The organism is Geodermatophilus pulveris, assembly GCF_900188375.1.
In the GTDB taxonomy this organism is placed as follows: Bacteria; Actinomycetota; Actinomycetes; order Mycobacteriales; family Geodermatophilaceae; genus Geodermatophilus; species Geodermatophilus pulveris.
Map to the genome: position 1 here is coordinate 321255 of NZ_FZOO01000004.1, position 17202 is coordinate 338456.

Here is a 17202-nt window from a genome sequence, read left to right on the forward strand (position 1 = left end):
TCAGCCCACCCGCACCCGGCTGCCGAGGATGCCCTGCGGCCGCACGATCAGGATGACGATCAGCAGCAGCAGCCCCCCGACGTACTTGACGTCGTTGGGGATGACCAGCGTCGACATCTGCACGAAGACCCCCACCACGATGCTGCCCACCAGCGCCCCGTAGGCCGTGCCGAGCCCGCCGAGGGTGACCCCGGCGAACATCAGCAGCAGCAGCCGGAAGCCCATGTCCCACTGCACCTCGTCGGACAGCCCGAGGAGCGTCCCGCCCAGGGCCGCCAGCGCGCCGCCCATCATCCAGACGACGAGGATGACCCGGTTGACGTTGATGCCCGAGGAGGCCGCCAGGTCCCGGTTGTCGGCCACCGCCCGCATGGCCTTGCCGATCGTGGTGCGCTGCAGCATGACGGCGACGAGCAGCAGCACGGCCAGGGCGATGACGATCGACGCCAGGTCGGTGTTGGTCATCGTGAACGGGCCGTAGTCGACCGCCCGCTGGCCCCGGTAGTCCGCGTAGGCCTCCGAGCCCCCGCCGAAGACGATCTGGTACAGGTAGCGCAGCAGCAGCGACAGGCCGATGGAGATGACCAGCGCGGCGACCAGACCGGTGCCGCGCCGGCGCAGCGGCCGCCAGATGGCCAGCTCGTTGAGCGCGCCGACGCCCGCGCCGATCACCATGGCGATCAGCGTGGCCGGGATCAGCGGCACGCCGCCCTGGACGTTGATGAACCAGGCGGCCATCGCCCCGATGGTGACCAGCTCGCCGTGTGCGAAGTTGGTCAGGCCGGTGGTGCCGAAGATCAGCGAGAGGCCGACGGCGGCCATGGCGATGAGCAGCCCGAAGCGCAGCCCCTCGACGAGCAGCTGCACCCAGCGGACCGTGCCGCCGCCGGTCTCCCGGCTGCCGTCGCTGAGCGCGATGATCACGCCCTGGTTGCGGTTGGCGTCGACGGTGACCGTCCGGTTGTCCTCGCCGGTGAGCACCACGCCCTCGGGCAGGTCCTCGGCGTCGACGGTGACCGTGTACTGGCCCGGCCCGGGCAGCGGCACCGCCCAGCGGCCCTCGTCGTCGGTCTGCACGGTGTCGACCTCGGTGCCGTCGGCCGTGGTGACGACCACCTCGACGCCCTCGACCGGGCCGCCGACGTTGGTCCGCAGCGTGCCCGACACCTGCTCGGTGGCCGTGCCGGACTCCGGCTGGGCGACGGCGACCCCGGGGACCAGCAGCAGCGCCAGCCCCCCGAGGACGCCGAGCAGCAGCAGGCGGGACAGCACCCGGAACGGGGACGTCCGGCGTCGGCGGGCAGCCGGCCGCCCGCCCCGGGCCGGTCCCCTCGCCACCCCGGGCCCCGGCACACGGTCTGCCGTGTTGGTCACTCCGCCTCCCTGCCTCTGCGCACGAGGGGGGACGGTAACCCAGCTGTGTTGCCTGCTGTTCACCTCGCGCCGAGCTGTTACCCGTCCGGGACACGCCGCACCCGTCACACCCGTCCCGCGGGCGGCGCGCCGACGTCGCGGCCCGCTCGCACGGGTGCAGTCTCGGGCCACCGTCCAGGGAGGCCCTGTGTCCGTTCCCGGTTCCCGGTCCCGCGTCGCGACGCGGGACGCGCGTCCCGCCGACCTGCCCGCCGTGCTCGCCCTGGTGCGCCAGCACCGCTCGGAGGCCCACGCCGAGGGCGTGCTGACCGGGCAGACGCCCGGCGCCGCGGCGGCCGCCGGCTTCCGCCGCCTGCTCGCCGACCCGGCGCACCGGGTCGTGCTGGCCGTCCTGCCCGGGCCGAACGCCCCGGACGGCGGGGCCAGCGGCGGCGAGCTGGTCGTCGGGCTGGCCGTCCTCGGCGTGGACCCGCTGTCGGTCGTCCTCGGCGTCCCGCAGGTGACCGTGGACAACCTCGTCGTCCACCGCGACCACCGCCGGTGCGGAGCCGGTGCCGCGCTGCTGGCCGCCGCCGTGGCGCACGCGTCGCAGGTCGGTGCCGCGCACGTCGTCGGGGCCGTCGGGGGGCACGAGGCGGAGCGGCAGCGGTTCTTCGCGCGCATGGGCTTCGCCCCCCTGACCACCCGGCGGATCGTGTCGCGGGAGACCCTCGCCCGGACGCTGGCGGCCTGGCAGCGCGGCGGGGGCACCGTCCCGGCACCGCGCCGCCCGCCGGTGCGCCGCCGCCCGCCGGTGCCCGCGGTGGCCCTGCTGGACGCCGCGGACGGTTAGGCCGCCAGGACCATGCAGGTGAGCCGGGCGGTCGCCGTGACCCGGCCCTGCTCGTCGGTGACGTCGATGGTGAAGGTGGCCAGCGTCCGGCCCCGTCGCACCGGGGTGGCGACGGCGGTGACGACGCCCTTGGTGGCCGCGCGCAGGTAGCTCACGTTGAGCTCCACGCCGACGGCCTGCCGGCCCGGGCCGGCACCCAGCGCCGCCGCCCAGGAGCCGACGGTCTCCACCAGCGAGCAGGTGGCCCCGCCGTGCAGCAGCCCGAACGGCTGCTGGTTGCCCTCGACGGGCATGGTCGCCACCACGTGGTCGGGGTCGTGGTCGGTGATCCGGATGCCGAGCTTGTCGTCCAGCGGGCTCATCCGGCCGGCGTCGAGCCAGTCGGGGCGGTCGACGGTCACCCCGGCACCGTAGCCAAGGCCCCGGTGCAGGCGCTGGAACGGCCTCCTCGCAGGGGCCTGCGCCGAGCTCGCGAGGCGTGGGGGGCGAGGAGGTCCTTTCACTACCATCAGCGGCGATGTCCGCTCCGGTCTCCGCCCCCGCGCCCAGCCCCGCCACCGCCCGTGCCGGTGCCCGGCCACGGCTGCTGCTGCTCGACGGGCACTCCCTGGCCTACCGGGCCTTCTTCGCACTGCCGGTCGAGAACTTCTCCACCACGACCGGGCAGCCGACCAACGCCGTCTACGGCTTCACCTCGATGCTCATCAACGTGCTGCGCGACGAGCAGCCCAGCCACCTGGCGGTCGCCTTCGACGTCGGGCGCACGACCTTCCGCAACGAGATCTACGCGGAGTACAAGGCCAACCGCACCGAGAGCCCCACCGACTTCCGCGGCCAGGTCAGCCTCATCCAGGAGGTGCTCGCCGCGCTGCACGTCCCGGTGGTCACCGCCGAGGGCTTCGAGGCCGACGACGTCATCGCCACCCTCACCGTGCAGGCCGTCGAGCAGGGCATGGACGTGCTCATCTGCACCGGAGACCGCGACGCCCTGCAGCTGGTCAACGAGCACGTGACCGTGCTGTACCCCCGCAAGGGCGTCTCCGACCTCACCCGGTTCACCCCGGAGGAGGTGCAGGCCAAGTACGGCCTGTCGCCCGCGCAGTACCCCGACTTCGCCGCGCTGCGCGGCGACCCCAGCGACAACCTGCCGAGCATCCCGAGCGTGGGGGAGAAGACGGCGGCCAAGTGGGTCCGCGAGTACGGCTCCCTCGACGCGCTGGTCGACCAGGTGGACACGGTCAAGGGCAAGGTCGGCGAGAAGCTGCGCGAGCACCTGTCCTCGGTGCTGCAGAACCGGCGGCTGACCGAGCTGGACCGCGCCGTGCCGCTGGGGGTGGGCCCGGCCGACCTCGCCGCGCAGGCGTGGGACCGCAACGAGGTGCACACCCTCTTCGACAACCTGCAGTTCCGGGTGCTGCGCGACCGGCTGTTCGCCACCCTCACCAGCGCCGAGCCGGAGGCCGAGGGCGGCTTCGACGTCACCGAGGACGACGTGCCCGCCGGCGGGCTGGGCGCCTGGCTGGAGCAGCACGCCCGCACCAGCCGCACCGGCATCGTCTTCCGCGGCACCTGGGGGCGCGGGACCGGCGAGCTGACCGGCATCGCGCTGGCCGCCGGCGACGACGCCGCGACCTTCGTCGACCTCGGCCCGGACCTCGACGCGGCCGACGAGCAGGCGCTGGCCGCGTGGCTGGCCGACCCGGACGCGCCCAAGGTCGTGCACGAGGTGAAGGGCCCGCTGCTGGCGACCTGGGCGCGCGGCTGGGACCTCGCCGGCGTCGTCAGCGACACCGCGCTGGCCGCCTACCTGGCCCTGCCGGGGCAGCGCTCCTTCGACCTGGGCGACCTCGCCGTCCGCTACCTGCGCCGCGAGCTCAAGGACGCCGCCGCCGAGGAGCCCCAGCTGACCCTCGACGGGCTGGGCCCCTCCGAGGCCGACCTCGCCCGCGAGGCCGCGCACGCCGACGTCCTCAAGGCCGTCGCCGTCAACGACCTCTCCGACGCGCTGGAGTCCGTGCTCGGGCAGCGCGGCGGGGACGCCCTGCTCGGGGGGATCGAGCTGCCGCTGACCTTCGTGCTCGCCCGCATGGAGCAGCGCGGCATCGCCGCCGACCTGGACTTCCTGCGCGAGCTGCAGCGCGAGTTCGCCGACGGGGTGGCCGCCGCGGCCGCCGAGGCCTACGCGGTCATCGGCCGCGAGGTGAACCTCGGCTCGCCCAAGCAGCTGCAGGCGGTGCTGTTCGACGAGCTGGGCCTGCCGAAGACGAAGAAGATCAAGTCCGGCTACACCACGGACGCCGAGGCGCTGACCGGCCTGCTGGCGCAGACCGGTCACCCGTTCCTGGAGCACCTGCTGCGCCACCGGGACGTCACCCGGTTGCGCACCGTCATCGACGGCCTCATCCCGATGGTCGACGACGCGGGCCGCATCCACACCACGTTCCAGCAGACCATCGCCGCCACCGGCCGGCTGTCCTCGACCGACCCGAACCTGCAGAACATCCCGATCCGCACCGCGGAGGGCCGCCGGATCCGGCAGGCCTTCGTCGTCGGCGCCGGCCACGAGTCCCTGATGACGGCGGACTACAGCCAGATCGAGATGCGCATCATGGCCCACCTGTCCGGCGACGCGGGGCTCATCGAGGCGTTCACGTCGGGGGAGGACCTGCACACCTTCGTCGCCTCCCGGGCCTACGACATCCCCATCGAGGACGTCGACCCCGAGATGCGCCGCCGGATCAAGGCGATGAGCTACGGCCTGGCCTACGGGCTGAGCGCCTACGGGCTGTCCGCGCAGCTGCGCATCTCCGTCGAGGAGGCGCGCGAGCAGATGCACGCGTACTTCGAGCGCTTCGGCGGCATCCGGGAGTACCTCGACGGCGTCGTCGACGACGCCCGGCAGACCGGGTACACCGAGACGACGCTGGGGCGCCGCCGCTACCTGCCCGACCTGACCAGCGACAACGGGCAACGCCGGCAGATGGCCGAGCGGATGGCGCTCAACGCGCCCATCCAGGGGTCGGCCGCCGACGTCATCAAGGTCGCCATGCTGCGGGTGGAGCGCGCGATCGCCGACGAGGGGCTGCGCTCGCGGATGCTGCTGCAGGTGCACGACGAGCTCGTGCTGGAGGTCGCGCCGGGGGAGCGGGAGGCGCTGGAGACGCTGGTGCGGCGGGAGATGGCCGGGGCCGCGCAGCTGTCGGTGCCGCTGGAGGTCTCGGTCGGCTCCGGCCGGACCTGGGACGAGGCGGCCCACTAGGCGACGAGGGGTGCACCTCCGGCTCCACCTGAGGTCGAGGGTCGGTGAACGGGATGCCTCGCCCTGGTCCCCGTCGAGCTGGTGCACACCGCGCACCTGCCGCCGGGGACCCGCGCCGCCGTCCGGCGGCTCCTGGACGAGGCGTTCGCCGGGCACGTCGACGACACGGATCGGTGAGGGACCCCGGTGCCCTGCGCGTCCTGCCGGTCACCGTGGGCCTCGACCTGGACTCGAGCCTGAGCTGCGAACGGCGGGACGGTGACGTGTGGTGAGGCCGGGGGTCACCGCGGCTTCGCGCACACCAGGACCAGCGTGCCGGGGACCAGCGCCCCGCGGGCCGGGGACCACTGCCCCCACTCCTGCGTGCGGCCGGGCGTCCACTCCGGCTCGAGCAGGTCCTCCACGACCAGCCCGGCACCCACGACGGCGCGCACCCAGTCGCCGACCGTGCGGTGGTGCTCGGCGTAGACCGTGGCGCCGTCCTCGCCGGTCTCGACGTACGGCGTCCGGTCGAAGTACGAGGAGGTGACCTGCAGGTCCGCCGGGTCGGGGGAGTCCGGCAGCGGCCAGCGGAACGGGTGGTTCACCGACGCCACGAACCGCCCGCCCGGGCGCAGCACGCGGGCCACCTCGACCAGCGCCCCGTCCGCGTCGGCGACGAACGGCAGCCCGCCGAACGCCGAGCACACGACGTCGAACGCCGCCCCGGCCAGCGGCAGCGCGCCGGCGTCGGCCTGCAGCAGCGGCACGGCGAGGCCGGTGGCGCGGCCCAGCTCCGCCGCCCGGGCCAGCATCCCGGCCGACAGGTCCAGCGCCACCACCTCGGCGCCCGCGCGGCGCAGCCACCGGGCGCACGGCGCGGACCCGCAGCCGACCTCCAGCACCCGGCGGCCGGCGACGTCCCCCAGCAGGTGCGCGTCGGCCTCGCGCAGGCCCTCGGGACACCACAGGAAGTCCACGTCGCCGAGGTCGGCGCCGTGCTCGGCGAGGTAGGCCGGCGCCGCGGCGTCCCACCAGCGGCGGTTGGCGCGGGCGGACTCCGCCGTCCCCGCCGGGCGGCGGGCGACCCCGCTCGGCGCCGGGTAGCCGTCACCGTCCAGGGGCAGGCCGACCGGGGGCGGGCCGGCCGGCGGCAGACCGGACGGGGGAGCGGCCGGGGTGTCCATGACGGGCCGATCGTGACACGCCGACCGTGACACGCCGCCGCCCGGTGCGGCCGCGAACCCAGGTGGACCCGGCAGTCCGCGGCTCCGTACCATGGAGCAGCGCCAGAGGTCTGTCAGTGCTGTTCTCCCCCCGGGGTGCGGCGCGCGCCGGCTCTCCCCGCTCCCCGCGCCGCCACGGGCGCGGGCGTCCCGTCCCTACGCACCCCCCGTCCGGAGCACTCGACCACATGACCTCCACCCAGGTCCGTCCGAACAGCACCCCCCAGGTCGCCGTCAACGACATCGGCACCGCGGAGGACTTCCTCGCGGCCATCGACCAGACGATCAAGTACTTCAACGACGGCGACATCGTCGAAGGCGTCATCGTCAAGGTCGACCGCGACGAGGTGCTGCTGGACATCGGCTACAAGACCGAGGGCGTCATCCCCTCGCGCGAGCTGTCCATCAAGCACGACGTCGACCCCAACGAGGTCGTCAGCGTCGGCGACGAGGTGGAAGCCCTCGTCCTCCAGAAGGAGGACAAGGAAGGCCGCCTGATCCTGTCCAAGAAGCGCGCCCAGTACGAGCGCGCCTGGGGCACGATCGAGGCGAAGAAGGAAGCCGACGAGGTCGTCACCGGCACCGTCATCGAGGTCGTCAAGGGCGGCCTCATCCTCGACATCGGCCTGCGCGGGTTCCTCCCCGCCTCGCTGGTCGAGATGCGCCGCGTCCGCGACCTGCAGCCCTACGTGGGCCGCGAGCTCGAGGCCAAGATCATCGAGCTCGACAAGAACCGCAACAACGTCGTCCTGTCCCGCCGGCAGTGGCTGGAGCAGACCCAGTCCGAGGTCCGCAGCGAGTTCCTCAACAAGCTCGCCAAGGGCCAGGTCCGCACCGGCGTCGTCTCCTCGATCGTCAACTTCGGCGCCTTCGTGGACCTGGGTGGGGTCGACGGCCTGGTGCACGTCTCCGAGCTGTCCTGGAAGCACATCGACCACCCCTCGGAGGTCGTCGAGGTCGGCCAGGAGGTCACCGTCGAGGTCCTCGACGTCGACCTGGACCGCGAGCGGGTCTCGCTGTCGCTGAAGGCGACGCAGGAGGACCCGTGGCGCCAGTTCGCCCGGACCCACCAGATCGGCCAGGTCGTGCCCGGCAAGGTCACCAAGCTGGTGCCCTTCGGTGCGTTCGTCCGCGTCGACGAGGGCATCGAGGGCCTGGTGCACATCTCCGAGCTGGCCGAGCGCCACGTGGAGATCCCCGAGCAGGTCGTGCAGGTCGGCGACGAGATCCTGGTCAAGGTCATCGACATCGACCTGGACCGCCGGCGCATCTCGCTGTCGCTCAAGCAGGCCAACGAGGGCGTCGTCGGCGACGAGGAGCAGTTCGACCCCGCCGCCTACGGCATGGCCGCGTCCTACGACGAGCAGGGCAACTACATCTACCCGGAGGGCTTCGACCCGGAGACCGGTGAGTGGCTCGAGGGCTACGACGAGGCCCGCGAGACCTGGGAGCGGCAGTACGCCGAGGCCCAGGCCCGGTTCGAGGCGCACCGCAAGCAGATCGCCGCGGCCCGCGAGGCCGACGCCGAGGCGGCCGCCGGCGGCAACTACTCCAGCGGTGAGGCCGAGGCGCCCGACACCTCCGGGGGCACGCTCGCCAGTGACGAGGCGCTCGCGGCGCTGCGCGCCAAGCTGGCCGGCGGCGAGTGACCGCAGCCGCCCGGCGCTGAACGCCAGAGGCCCAGGACCCGACGGGTCCTGGGCCTCTGGCGTCCAGGGGTCCGTCGCGGCGACCGCGGCGCTCAGAGGCTGAGGATGATCGCGAACGCGGTGCGGGGGCGGCCACCCGAGGCGGCCAGGAACTGCCAGCTGTGCCGGCCGGCCGGGGCGGTCGCGGCCAGCCAGCGCAGCACGGCGTTGCGGGGGCGGCTCGCGCCGGAGCGCTCCAGCCGCTCGCGCACCATCGGCAGGTCCGAGCAGCGCACGCCCGCCGGGCGGTCGAGCCGGTGCCGGCCGGGGCCGCGCCGGACGGCGGCGGGCGTCGACGGGGGAGCGGCGTGTGCGGGACGGGACATGTCGGTTCTGCCTCTCTGGGCGGGGGAGATCGCCGGGAGGAGAGTTGCCCATGGGGCACGTGTGACGGGAGCGACGCGCCGGGCGTCGCCCGCGGGTGTTACCCGTCCGTGATCGCGGCCGGCCTGCTGGCTACTGTCCGTGCGTGCTGCGGATCGGGCTGACCGGCGGGATCGGATCGGGCAAGAGCACCGTGGCCGGCCTGCTGGCCGCCCGGGGGGCGCGCGTCGTCGACGCCGACCGGATCGCCCGCGAGGTCCTCGCACCCGGGACGCGGGGGCTGGCCGCCGTCGTCGAGGCGTTCGGAGCGGACGTGCTGACCCGCGACAGGGCGCTGGACCGGCCGGCCCTGGCCGCCGTCGTGTTCGCCGACCCCGGCGCCCGCCGCCGGCTCGACGGCATCGTGCACCCGCTGGTGCGGGCCCGCGCCGCCGAGCTGGTCGCCGCGGCGCCGCCGGACGCCGTGGTGGTCCAGGACGTGCCGCTGCTCGTGGAGACCGGGCAGGCGGCCTCCTACGACCTGGTGCTCGTCGTGGAGGCCGACCCGGCGACCCGCCTGCGCCGGCTGGCCGGCCGGGGGCTGTCCGAGGACGACGCCCGCGCGCGGATCGCCGCGCAGGCGACCGACGAGCAGCGCCGCGCCGTGGCCGACGTCGTGCTGGACAACAGCGGCACCGTCGAGCAGCTCGAGGCCCAGGTGGACCGGTTCTGGGCCGAGCGGGTGGCCCCCGCCCTCGGCTGACGGCACACTCCCGGGATGCGGGCCGACGGCCGTCCTGGCGGTGGTGCAGTGGGCGACGGGGGACGCCGTCTGGCTGCAGGAGGCGCCGGGGTGAACGGCGCGAGGCCCGGGTCCGCCGGACCCGGGCCTCGTCTGCTGTGGGCGATACTGGGTTCGAACCAGTGACCTCTACCGTGTCAAGGTAGCGCTCTACCACTGAGCCAATCGCCCGCTCCGGCCTGCCGGCCAGTGCACTCCGCCGCACCCGGCGGAGCCGAGGTGGAGACGGGATTTGAACCCGTGTAGACGGCTTTGCAGGCCGTTGCCTCGCCTCTCGGCCACTCCACCGCACACGGGCGCCGGTCTCCCGACCAGCGCCCGAGGTCCCGAGCGGACGACGGGATTCGAACCCGCGACCCTCACCTTGGCAAGGTGATGCTCTACCAGCTGAGCCACGTCCGCGTTGCTGTCGTGCAGGGACGACCATACCCGACCGCGGGGAGGGCCCCCACGGGGGGGCCGGTGCTCAGCGGCCCGTCGGGTCCGCCCCGCCGTTGGACAGCAGGGCGGCCAGCTCGCCGTCCACCTCGAGCACCGAGGACTCCTCGCCGAACGGCACGACGCTCGCGGTCAGCTGCAGGAAGCCGGCCACCGTGGCCCGGGAGGCCTCGAACAGCGCCTCGCCGGAGGGGGCGCGCAGGTGCAGGAAGAGGACGTCGCCCGACGTCCGGGACGGCCACAGCCGCACGTCGCCCTCGCCGGCGGGCCGCTCCAGGCCGGCCCTCAGCAGGTCGCGGCCCACGAGCCAGGAGATGCCGTCCTCCTCGGCGTTGTCGCCGAAGGTGATGCGCACCGCGAACGGGTCGCTGACCTCGTAGCCGAGCAGCGCGGGGACCTCCGTCCACGACTGCGGTCCGACCAGGTGCAGCGTCGTGGGGCGGGTGTACCCCGGCGTGGCGCGGTTGATCATGACGTGGCGACGACCTTCCCCGATCGCGGTGACACCCGATGGCCTGCGGGCGTTTCGCACGGCTAGGTGCCCCCTCCGGGCACACCTGAACCGCCCACCCGAACCACACTGGGCGCCTGTTGCGAAGACCGCGTGTGACGATGGGGCTCGTGAGCAGTCCGGCACGGCGCGTCGGGGACGGCCCCGCGGGCGCCGACCTCGTCCTGCGCATCCGCGCGGGCGACCGCCGGGCGGTCGACGACCTCTACGACCGGTACAGCCGCCCGGCCTTCTCCCTGGCCCGGCGGGTCCTCGGCGACGACGTCCTGGCCGAGGACGTGGTGCAGGACGTGTTCCTCAGCGTGTGGCGCGACCCGGGGGCCTTCGACGCCGCCCGCGGCTCGTTCTCCTCGTGGCTGATGGCGATGGTGCACCACAAGGCCGTCGACGCCGTCCGCCGCGAGGAGTCCCAGCGCCGCCGGCAGGGCCGCGCCGAGGACGAGCTGACCCTGGCCGAGCCCACGGCGACCCGCGACGTCGAGGACGAGGCGTGGAGCCGGGTCGTCTCCGAGCAGGTGCGCGGCGCGCTGGGCTCCCTGCCGGCGGCCCAGCGGGAGGCCCTCACCCTCGCCTACTACGGCGGCTACACCCAGCGGGAGGTCGCGGCGTTGACCAGCACGCCGCTGGGCACGGTGAAGACGCGCATGCTCGCCGGGATGCGCCGGCTGCGCGAGGAGCTCGGCGACGCCGCCGGCACCGCCCGGGGCGGTGCCCTCGGCGAGTCCGCGCCGGCCGACGGGACGAGCCGGTGAGCGCGCCCCTGGACCCGCGCCGCGGCGCGCACGAGGTCTTCGACGAGCTGGCCGTCGGCTGGGCGCTGCACGCGCTGGAGCCGGAGGACGAGGAGCTGTTCGCCGCGCACCTGCCCACCTGCACCCGGTGCCGGCAGACCGTCGCCGAGACCGTCGACGTCATGGGCGCCCTGGCCGACGACCTGCCGCCCGTCGCCCCGCCGGAGCGGCTGCGCGAGCGGCTGCGGGCGGCGGTGGAGCAGACCGAGCAGTCGCCCACGGGCCGGGCGGACGCCGGCCGCGGCGGGCCGCCGGTCCCGCCCGCCGCCGCGGACCGGCCGCCCGCCGAGCGCCGCCCGGAGGCGGGGTGGTCCGGCGCGCACCGGGCGACGTCCCCGCCGGGCGCGGCGGACCCGCGGTCCAGCTGGCGCCGGGTGCTGCCGAGCGCCCTGGTCGCTGCCGGGGTCGCCGCGGTCCTGGCCCTGGGCACGTGGAACGTGGTGCTCAGCTCGGCCCGGGAGGAGGCGCAGGCCGTCGCCGCCGAGCAGGCCCAGCTGGTGGACGCGCTGCTGACCCCCGGGGAGGCGACCATCGTGCCGCTGTCGGCAGACGGCGTGACCGTCGCGACGGTGGTCACCCGCGAGGACCGGGTGCAGCTGGTGACGAACGGGCTGGCACCCAACGACACCGAGCAGCAGACCTACGTGGCGTGGGGGACCACCCCGTCGGGTGCGCCGACCTCGCTGGGCACCTTCGACGTCACCTCCCAGCAGCCGGCGCTGGAGACCGTAGGCTCCGGGTCGGCCGGCCTGGACGCCTACACCGGCTACGCGGTGAGCCTCGAGCCCGGCCGCGAGGCTCCGCCGGAGCCGACCGTCGTCGTCGCGCAGGGGGAGGTCCCGAGCTGAGCGGTCCGGAGACGGTGGCCCGGCCGGAGCGGGAGCGGCCCGGGCGCCGCGCTCCCTCCCCGCGGCGGCCGCACGCCGAGCACCGCAGCCTGCGGGAGCGCGTGGGGCACACCCGGTGGCGGCGGTGGCTGGGCGCCCGGCGTCCCCTGGAGCACACCTACCGCCTGGTCCTCGGGGCCGTCGGCAGCCTGGTGGTCGCCCTCGGCCTGGTCACCATCCCGCTGCCCGGCCCCGGCTGGCTGACCGTCATCGCCGGGCTCTTCCTGCTGGCCACGGAGTTCGCCTGGGCCGAGCGGCTGCTGTACTACACCCGGCGGCGCGTCCGGGCGTGGACGGAGTGGCTGGGCCGCCAGCGGGCGTGGGTGCGGGTCGCCGTCACGCTGGCCACGGCGGGCTTCGTCTACGCCGCCCTGGTGGTCGTCCTGCACCTGACCGGCGTCCCGGCCTGGGTGCCGGGGTGGGTGCCGCTCTGGCGCTGAGCGTCTGGCAGAATGGCGCAGCAGGGGCGATTGGCTCAGTGGTAGAGCGCTTCGTTCACACCGAAGAGGTCACTGGTTCGAACCCAGTATCGCCCACCGGCCCGAGAGGCCCGGGTCCCCTCGGACCCGGGCCTCCCGCACGTCCGGCCGCGGTCAGCCGGCGGCGGCCGGCCCGTAGGTCAGGTGGACCACCCCGTTGCTCAGGCGCTCCACGCCGAGCGGGGTCAGCGCCGTCCGCGGCCCGCCGTCGGGGAACAGCCGGATGCCGGTGCCGACGGCGACCGGGTAGACGTACAGGTGCAGCTCGTCGACCAGGCCGTCCGCGAGCAGCGCCCGCACCAGCGTGGCGCTGCCGCTGACGTAGAGGTCGCCCCGCTCCGCGAGCTCCCGGATGCGGCCGGCGTCGTAGCCGCCGACGGCGGTGGAGTTCCGCCACACGCCCTCGGCGTCGACCAGCGTGGAGGAGACGACGTACTTGGGGGTGTCGTTGAAGAACGGCGCCCCCTCGTCGTCCTCCGCGGTGCGCGTCGACCAGGCCGGCGCGAACATCTCGAAGGTCGTCCGCCCCAGCAGGATCCCCCGCGCCGGGGCGGTGAGCGCCCCGATGGACGCGGCCAGGTCCTCGGGGAACCCGTAGTCCATCGTCCACATCGGGGCGTCGACGACCCCGTCGACGGTGGTGAACTCGTGCACCCTGATCGCGCCCATGTGCCCTGCCTCCTGTCTGTGCCGCGGCGCCCGCCGCGGGGCCGGTGGTCGGCCTCGCCGGGACAGACCCGGCGGGACGCCGATCCTCATCGGTGGGTACCGCGCCGGTCGGTGCGGGGCGGCGCGGCGCGCCGCCGAGGGGGACCATCGGCGGGGTGTCCCGCCGCCGCGCCCCCGCCCCGCCCGTGCCGGACCGCCCGCGCCGGCCGGGGCGCGCCGACCGCCTGGCCGAGGCGATCGAGCGCGACGGCGACACCTGCATCTGGTGCGGCCGGGTCCTCGGCGGCCTGGTCCCGCCGACCACCGAGCACGTCGTGCCGCGGCTCAAGGGCGGGCCGTCGTGGCTGGCCAACGAGGTCGCCGCCTGCCGCCGCTGCAACGCCGAGCGCGGCCACCGCGCGCCGGTGGACTGGCTGGAGGAGTGCGCCCGGCGGGGCTGGCGGCCCGACGCCGACCGGCTGGCCCGGGCGCTGGACGCGCTGCAGGCCGCCATCGACCGCGACGGCGGCCAGCGCCGGGCGCGGCCCTACCTGGACGCCCAGCGACGCCGGCTGCGGCGCCGGCTGCCCGACGGGCCGGGCGGACGTACGGTCGCCTCGTGACCGGCAGCAGCGTGCAGGGGAGCAGCGTGCAGGGGAGCAGCGTGCAGGGGAGCAGCGTGCAGGGGAGCAGCGTGCGGGGGAACGTCGCGCAGGTGAGCGTCTACCCGGTGAAGAGCCTCGCCGGCCGGACGGTGCCGGAGGCCCAGATCGGGCCGGCCGGCCTGGTCGGGGACCGCGCGTGGACCGTCGTCGACGCCACGACCGGCGAGCGGGTGACGGTCAAGGCCACCCCGCAGATGGCCGCCGTGGTGGCCACCGGGGACGACGAGGCCGACACGACCACCCTGACGCAGGTGCTGGGCCGCCCGGTGCGTCTCGAGCGCGCCGGGGCGCCGCAGGTGGACGCCGCCGCGGTGCACCTGGTCAGCCGGGCCGCCGTGGCCCGCGCCGCCGACGGCGACGTCCCCGAGGGGTGCTCGGCCGACGACCCGCGGGCCAACCTGCTGCTGGACCTGCCCGACGGCGAGGACGAGCGCGGCTGGGTGGGGCGCACCGTCCGCATCGGGGCGGTCGAGGTCGCCGTCACCCGCACCCCGAAGCACTGCCTCGGGGTGTACGCCGAGGTGCGCCGGCCCGGCACGGTGCGCGCCGGCGACCCCGTCGAGGTGCTGCCGGGCTGAGCCGGGCGGCGTCCCGGGGGAGCACGGGGCGCGCACTAGGCTCGGACGTGCCCCACCGCCGACCCGCAGGAGCTCCCCGTGCCAGCCGCGCCTCCCCCCGCCGCCGCCGCCCCGATCCGGGTGCCGGCCGGGACGACGGCGCAGGACGCGCTCAAGGCGGCCGGCACCCCGCTCAAGGGGCCCGACGGCGCCGTCGTGGTCCGCGACCTCGCCACCGGGGACCTGCGCGACCTCTCCTGGGCCCCCGCCGCCGACGCCGACGTCGAGCCGGTGCCCGCCGCCAGCCCCGAGGGCCGCGCGGTGATCCGGCACTCGGCCGCGCACGTGCTGGCCCAGGCCGTGCAGGACCTCTTCCCGGGCACCCGGCTGGGCATCGGCCCGCCGGTGGAGAACGGCTTCTACTACGACTTCGACCCCGAGCGGCCGTTCACCCCGGAGGACCTGCAGGCCCTCGAGAAGCGGATGACCGAGATCGTCCGCGCCGGGCAGCGCTTCTCCCGCCGCGAGGTCAGCGACGACGACGCGCGGGCGGAGCTCGCGCACGAGCCGTACAAGCTGGAGCTGATCGGCCTCAAGGGCGGCGCCGGACAGGAGGGGGCCGTCGAGGACACCGAGGGCGCCTCCGTGGAGGTCGGCGGCGCGCAGCTGACCATGTACGACAACCTCGACGCGCGCACCGGCGAGCGGGTCTGGACCGACCTGTGCCGCGGCCCGCACCTGCCGCGGACGTCGGGCATCCCGGCGTTCTCCCTCACCCGGTCGGCAGCCGCCTACTGGCGCGGCAGCGAGCAGAACCCGCAGCTGCAGCGCGTCTACGGCACCGCGTGGGAGAGCCGGGAGGCGCACAAGGCCCACCTGGAGCAGGTGGCCGAGGCCGAGCGGCGCGACCACCGGCGCCTCGGCGCGGAGCTCGACCTGTTCAGCTTCCCCGACGAGATCGGCTCGGGCCTGGCCGTCTTCCACCCCCGCGGCGGCGTCGTCCGCCGGGAGATGGAGGACTGGAGCCGGCGGCGGCACGAGGAGGCCGGCTACTCCTTCGTCAACACCCCGCACATCACCAAGGCCCAGCTGTTCCAGACCTCGGGGCACCTGCAGTGGTACGCCGACGGCATGTTCCCGCCGATGCACCTCGACGAGGAGCGCGACGCCGACGGCACCGTGCGGCGGGCCGGCCAGGACTACTACCTCAAGCCGATGAACTGCCCGATGCACAACCTGGTGTTCCGCTCGCGCGGGCGGTCCTACCGCGAGCTGCCGCTGCGGCTGTTCGAGTTCGGCTCGGTGTACCGGTACGAGAAGTCCGGTGTCGTGCACGGCCTGACCCGGGTGCGCGGCATGACCCAGGACGACGCGCACATCTACTGCACCCCCGACCAGATGGCCGGCGAGCTGCGCGGCCTGCTGGACTTCGTGCTCGGCCTGCTCGCCGACTACGGGTTGAGCGACTTCTACCTGGAGCTGTCCACCCGGGACCCGCAGAAGTCCGTCGGCAGTGACGACAGCTGGGAGGTCGCCACCGAGGCGCTGCGGAAGGCGGCGGTGGACTCCGGCCTGGAGCTCGTCCCCGACCCCGGCGGCGCGGCGTTCTACGGCCCGAAGATCTCCGTGCAGGCCCGCGACGCCATCGGCCGCACCTGGCAGATGTCCACCATCCAGGTCGACTTCAACCTGCCCGAGCGCTTCGCGCTGGAGTACACCGCCGCGGACGGCTCGCGACAGCGCCCGGTCATGCTGCACCGCGCCCTGTTCGGCTCGATCGAGCGGTTCTTCGGCGTCCTCACCGAGCACTACGCCGGCGCGTTCCCCGCCTGGCTGGCGCCGGTGCAGGTGGTCGGCATCCCGGTCACCGACGAGCAGGTGCCCCACCTGGCCGACGTCGCCCTGCAGCTCCGGGCGCGGGGCATCCGGGTCGAGGTCGACGACTCCGACGACCGGATGCAGAAGAAGATCCGCACCGCCAGCAAGCAGAAGGTGCCGTTCGTGCTCATCGCCGGGGCCACCGACGCCGAGGCCGGGGCGGTGTCCTTCCGCTTCCGCGACGGCAGCCAGCACAACGGCGTCCCGGTGGCGCAGGCGGTGGCCGCGATCGCCGCGTGGGTGGCCGGACGGGCGAACGCCGACCCGACCGCGGAGGCCGTGGTCCCGGGCGCCGGGGCGGCCGGATGAGCACCGACTCGGACGAGGCCTTCCGGGTCGCGGTCTCCAGCGACGACGGCGGGCCGGCGACGGTCTTCGAGCACCTGTGGACCCCGTACCGGATGGCCTACATCCGCGGCGAGGGCAAGCCCACCGGCGACCACGACTGCCCGTTCTGCCTGATCCCGCGGATGGACGACGAGGAGGGCCTGGTCGTCGCCCGCGGCGAGCACGTCTTCGCCGTCCTCAACCTGTACCCCTACAACGCCGGGCACCTGATGCTGGTCCCGTACCGGCACGTGCCCGACTACACCGACCTCACCACGGCCGAGGTCGCCGAGCTGGGGGAGTACACCCAGACGGCGATGCGGGTGGTGCGCGCGGTGTCCGGGGCGCACGGGTTCAACATCGGCATGAACCAGGGGTCGGTCGCCGGCGCCGGCATCGCCGACCACCTCCACCAGCACGCGGTGCCGCGGTGGGGCGGGGACACCAACTTCATGCCGGTCATCGGGCTGACCCGCGTGCTGCCGCAGGTGCTGCGCGAGACGCGGGCACTGCTCGCCGAGCACTGGCCGGACGGCCGGCCGGCCCCGGGGGCCTGAG

17 protein-coding genes and 4 tRNA genes are annotated in these 17202 nt (G+C 74.9%); 12 read left to right on the plus strand and 9 right to left on the minus strand.

Translation table 11 applies throughout. The annotated features are described in order from the left end of the window. Complete coding sequence (locus CHB98_RS10700; RefSeq protein ID WP_089305565.1) at nucleotides 1-1272, minus strand: branched-chain amino acid ABC transporter permease; 1272 nt, start codon at nucleotides 1270-1272, stop codon at nucleotides 1-3. 289 nt (nucleotides 1273-1561) lie between these two features. Between CHB98_RS10700 and CHB98_RS21600 the strand changes: the two genes are divergently transcribed. Then, a complete protein-coding gene (locus CHB98_RS21600) occupies nucleotides 1562-2206 on the plus strand; it encodes a GNAT family N-acetyltransferase (protein WP_179224396.1) in 645 nt (214 codons plus the stop codon). Here CHB98_RS21600 and CHB98_RS10710 read toward each other — a convergent pair. Continuing rightward, the gene (locus CHB98_RS10710) at nucleotides 2203-2607 is read right to left on the minus strand and encodes a PaaI family thioesterase (protein WP_089305567.1); all 405 of its coding nucleotides are present in this window, start codon (nucleotides 2605-2607) and stop codon (nucleotides 2203-2205) included. The genes CHB98_RS21600 and CHB98_RS10710 overlap by 4 nt on opposite strands. 116 nt (nucleotides 2608-2723) lie before the next feature. Between CHB98_RS10710 and polA the strand changes: the two genes are divergently transcribed. Next, nucleotides 2724-5465: a DNA polymerase I gene (polA, locus tag CHB98_RS10715; RefSeq protein ID WP_089305568.1), complete on the plus strand. Its 2742-nt coding sequence runs from the start codon at nucleotides 2724-2726 to the stop codon at nucleotides 5463-5465. A gap of 281 nt (nucleotides 5466-5746) precedes the next feature. Here the strand turns inward: polA and CHB98_RS10720 are convergent, their stop codons facing one another. After that, nucleotides 5747-6631 (minus strand): class I SAM-dependent methyltransferase, encoded by an 885-nt coding sequence (locus tag CHB98_RS10720; protein ID WP_089305569.1) that lies wholly within the window; start codon nucleotides 6629-6631, stop codon nucleotides 5747-5749. A gap of 227 nt (nucleotides 6632-6858) precedes the next feature. Between CHB98_RS10720 and rpsA the strand changes: the two genes are divergently transcribed. Beyond that, entirely contained in the window at nucleotides 6859-8319 is a 1461-nt protein-coding gene (rpsA, locus tag CHB98_RS10725; RefSeq protein WP_089305570.1) for a 30S ribosomal protein S1, read from the plus strand. A gap of 92 nt (nucleotides 8320-8411) precedes the next feature. Here the strand turns inward: rpsA and CHB98_RS10730 are convergent, their stop codons facing one another. Then, on the minus strand, nucleotides 8412-8684 hold the full coding sequence (locus CHB98_RS10730; RefSeq protein WP_089305571.1) for a hypothetical protein: 273 nt from the start codon (nucleotides 8682-8684) through the stop codon (nucleotides 8412-8414). Nucleotides 8685-8827: 143 nt separating this feature from the next. Here CHB98_RS10730 and coaE point away from each other — a divergent pair, with 143 nt between their 5' ends. Continuing rightward, nucleotides 8828-9424, plus strand: a complete 597-nt coding sequence (coaE, locus tag CHB98_RS10735) for a dephospho-CoA kinase (protein ID WP_089305572.1) — start codon at nucleotides 8828-8830, stop codon at nucleotides 9422-9424. Nucleotides 9425-9562: 138 nt separating this feature from the next. Here coaE and CHB98_RS10740 read toward each other — a convergent pair. From CHB98_RS10740 to CHB98_RS10755, 4 genes are all read right to left on the minus strand, one after another. Further along, a tRNA-Val gene (locus CHB98_RS10740) sits at nucleotides 9563-9634 on the minus strand. Nucleotides 9635-9680: 46 nt separating this feature from the next. Further along, a tRNA-Cys gene (locus tag CHB98_RS10745) sits at nucleotides 9681-9751 on the minus strand. 41 nt (nucleotides 9752-9792) lie between these two features. Further along, nucleotides 9793-9865: transfer RNA gene (locus CHB98_RS10750), tRNA-Gly, on the minus strand. A 64-nt stretch (nucleotides 9866-9929) separates the two neighbouring features. Beyond that, nucleotides 9930-10373 (minus strand): SsgA family sporulation/cell division regulator, encoded by a 444-nt coding sequence (locus CHB98_RS10755; RefSeq protein ID WP_089305573.1) that lies wholly within the window; start codon nucleotides 10371-10373, stop codon nucleotides 9930-9932. Nucleotides 10374-10513: 140 nt separating this feature from the next. Between CHB98_RS10755 and CHB98_RS10760 the strand changes: the two genes are divergently transcribed. From CHB98_RS10760 to CHB98_RS10775, 4 genes are all read left to right on the plus strand, one after another. Continuing rightward, entirely contained in the window at nucleotides 10514-11164 is a 651-nt protein-coding gene (locus CHB98_RS10760; RefSeq protein WP_089305721.1) for a sigma-70 family RNA polymerase sigma factor, read from the plus strand. Continuing rightward, nucleotides 11161-12051: an anti-sigma factor domain-containing protein gene (locus CHB98_RS10765; RefSeq protein WP_089305574.1), complete on the plus strand. Its 891-nt coding sequence runs from the start codon at nucleotides 11161-11163 to the stop codon at nucleotides 12049-12051. Before CHB98_RS10760 ends, CHB98_RS10765 begins: the two co-directional genes overlap by 4 nt. 101 nt (nucleotides 12052-12152) lie before the next feature. Next, the gene (locus tag CHB98_RS10770; RefSeq protein ID WP_089305722.1) at nucleotides 12153-12530 is read left to right on the plus strand and encodes a TIGR02611 family protein; all 378 of its coding nucleotides are present in this window, start codon (nucleotides 12153-12155) and stop codon (nucleotides 12528-12530) included. Nucleotides 12531-12554: 24 nt separating this feature from the next. Then, nucleotides 12555-12626: transfer RNA gene (locus CHB98_RS10775), tRNA-Val, on the plus strand. Nucleotides 12627-12683: 57 nt separating this feature from the next. On the opposite strand, the gene CHB98_RS10780 is transcribed toward CHB98_RS10775, so the two are convergent. Then, a complete protein-coding gene (locus CHB98_RS10780; RefSeq protein WP_089305575.1) occupies nucleotides 12684-13238 on the minus strand; it encodes a dihydrofolate reductase family protein in 555 nt (184 codons plus the stop codon). A 155-nt stretch (nucleotides 13239-13393) separates the two neighbouring features. On the opposite strand from CHB98_RS10780, the gene CHB98_RS10785 reads away from it, so the two are divergent. From CHB98_RS10785 to CHB98_RS10800, 4 genes are all read left to right on the plus strand, one after another. Next, on the plus strand, nucleotides 13394-13840 hold the full coding sequence (locus tag CHB98_RS10785; protein WP_245821067.1) for an HNH endonuclease: 447 nt from the start codon (nucleotides 13394-13396) through the stop codon (nucleotides 13838-13840). Next, on the plus strand, nucleotides 13837-14460 hold the full coding sequence (locus CHB98_RS10790) for an MOSC N-terminal beta barrel domain-containing protein (protein ID WP_245821068.1): 624 nt from the start codon (nucleotides 13837-13839) through the stop codon (nucleotides 14458-14460). The genes CHB98_RS10785 and CHB98_RS10790 overlap by 4 nt, the downstream gene beginning before the upstream one ends. A 78-nt stretch (nucleotides 14461-14538) precedes the next feature. Beyond that, entirely contained in the window at nucleotides 14539-16626 is a 2088-nt protein-coding gene (gene thrS / locus CHB98_RS10795; protein WP_089305576.1) for a threonine--tRNA ligase, read from the plus strand. Further along, entirely contained in the window at nucleotides 16623-17201 is a 579-nt protein-coding gene (locus CHB98_RS10800) for an HIT family protein (RefSeq protein WP_179224400.1), read from the plus strand. Before thrS ends, CHB98_RS10800 begins: the two co-directional genes overlap by 4 nt. Nucleotide 17202 lies beyond the last annotated feature (1 nt).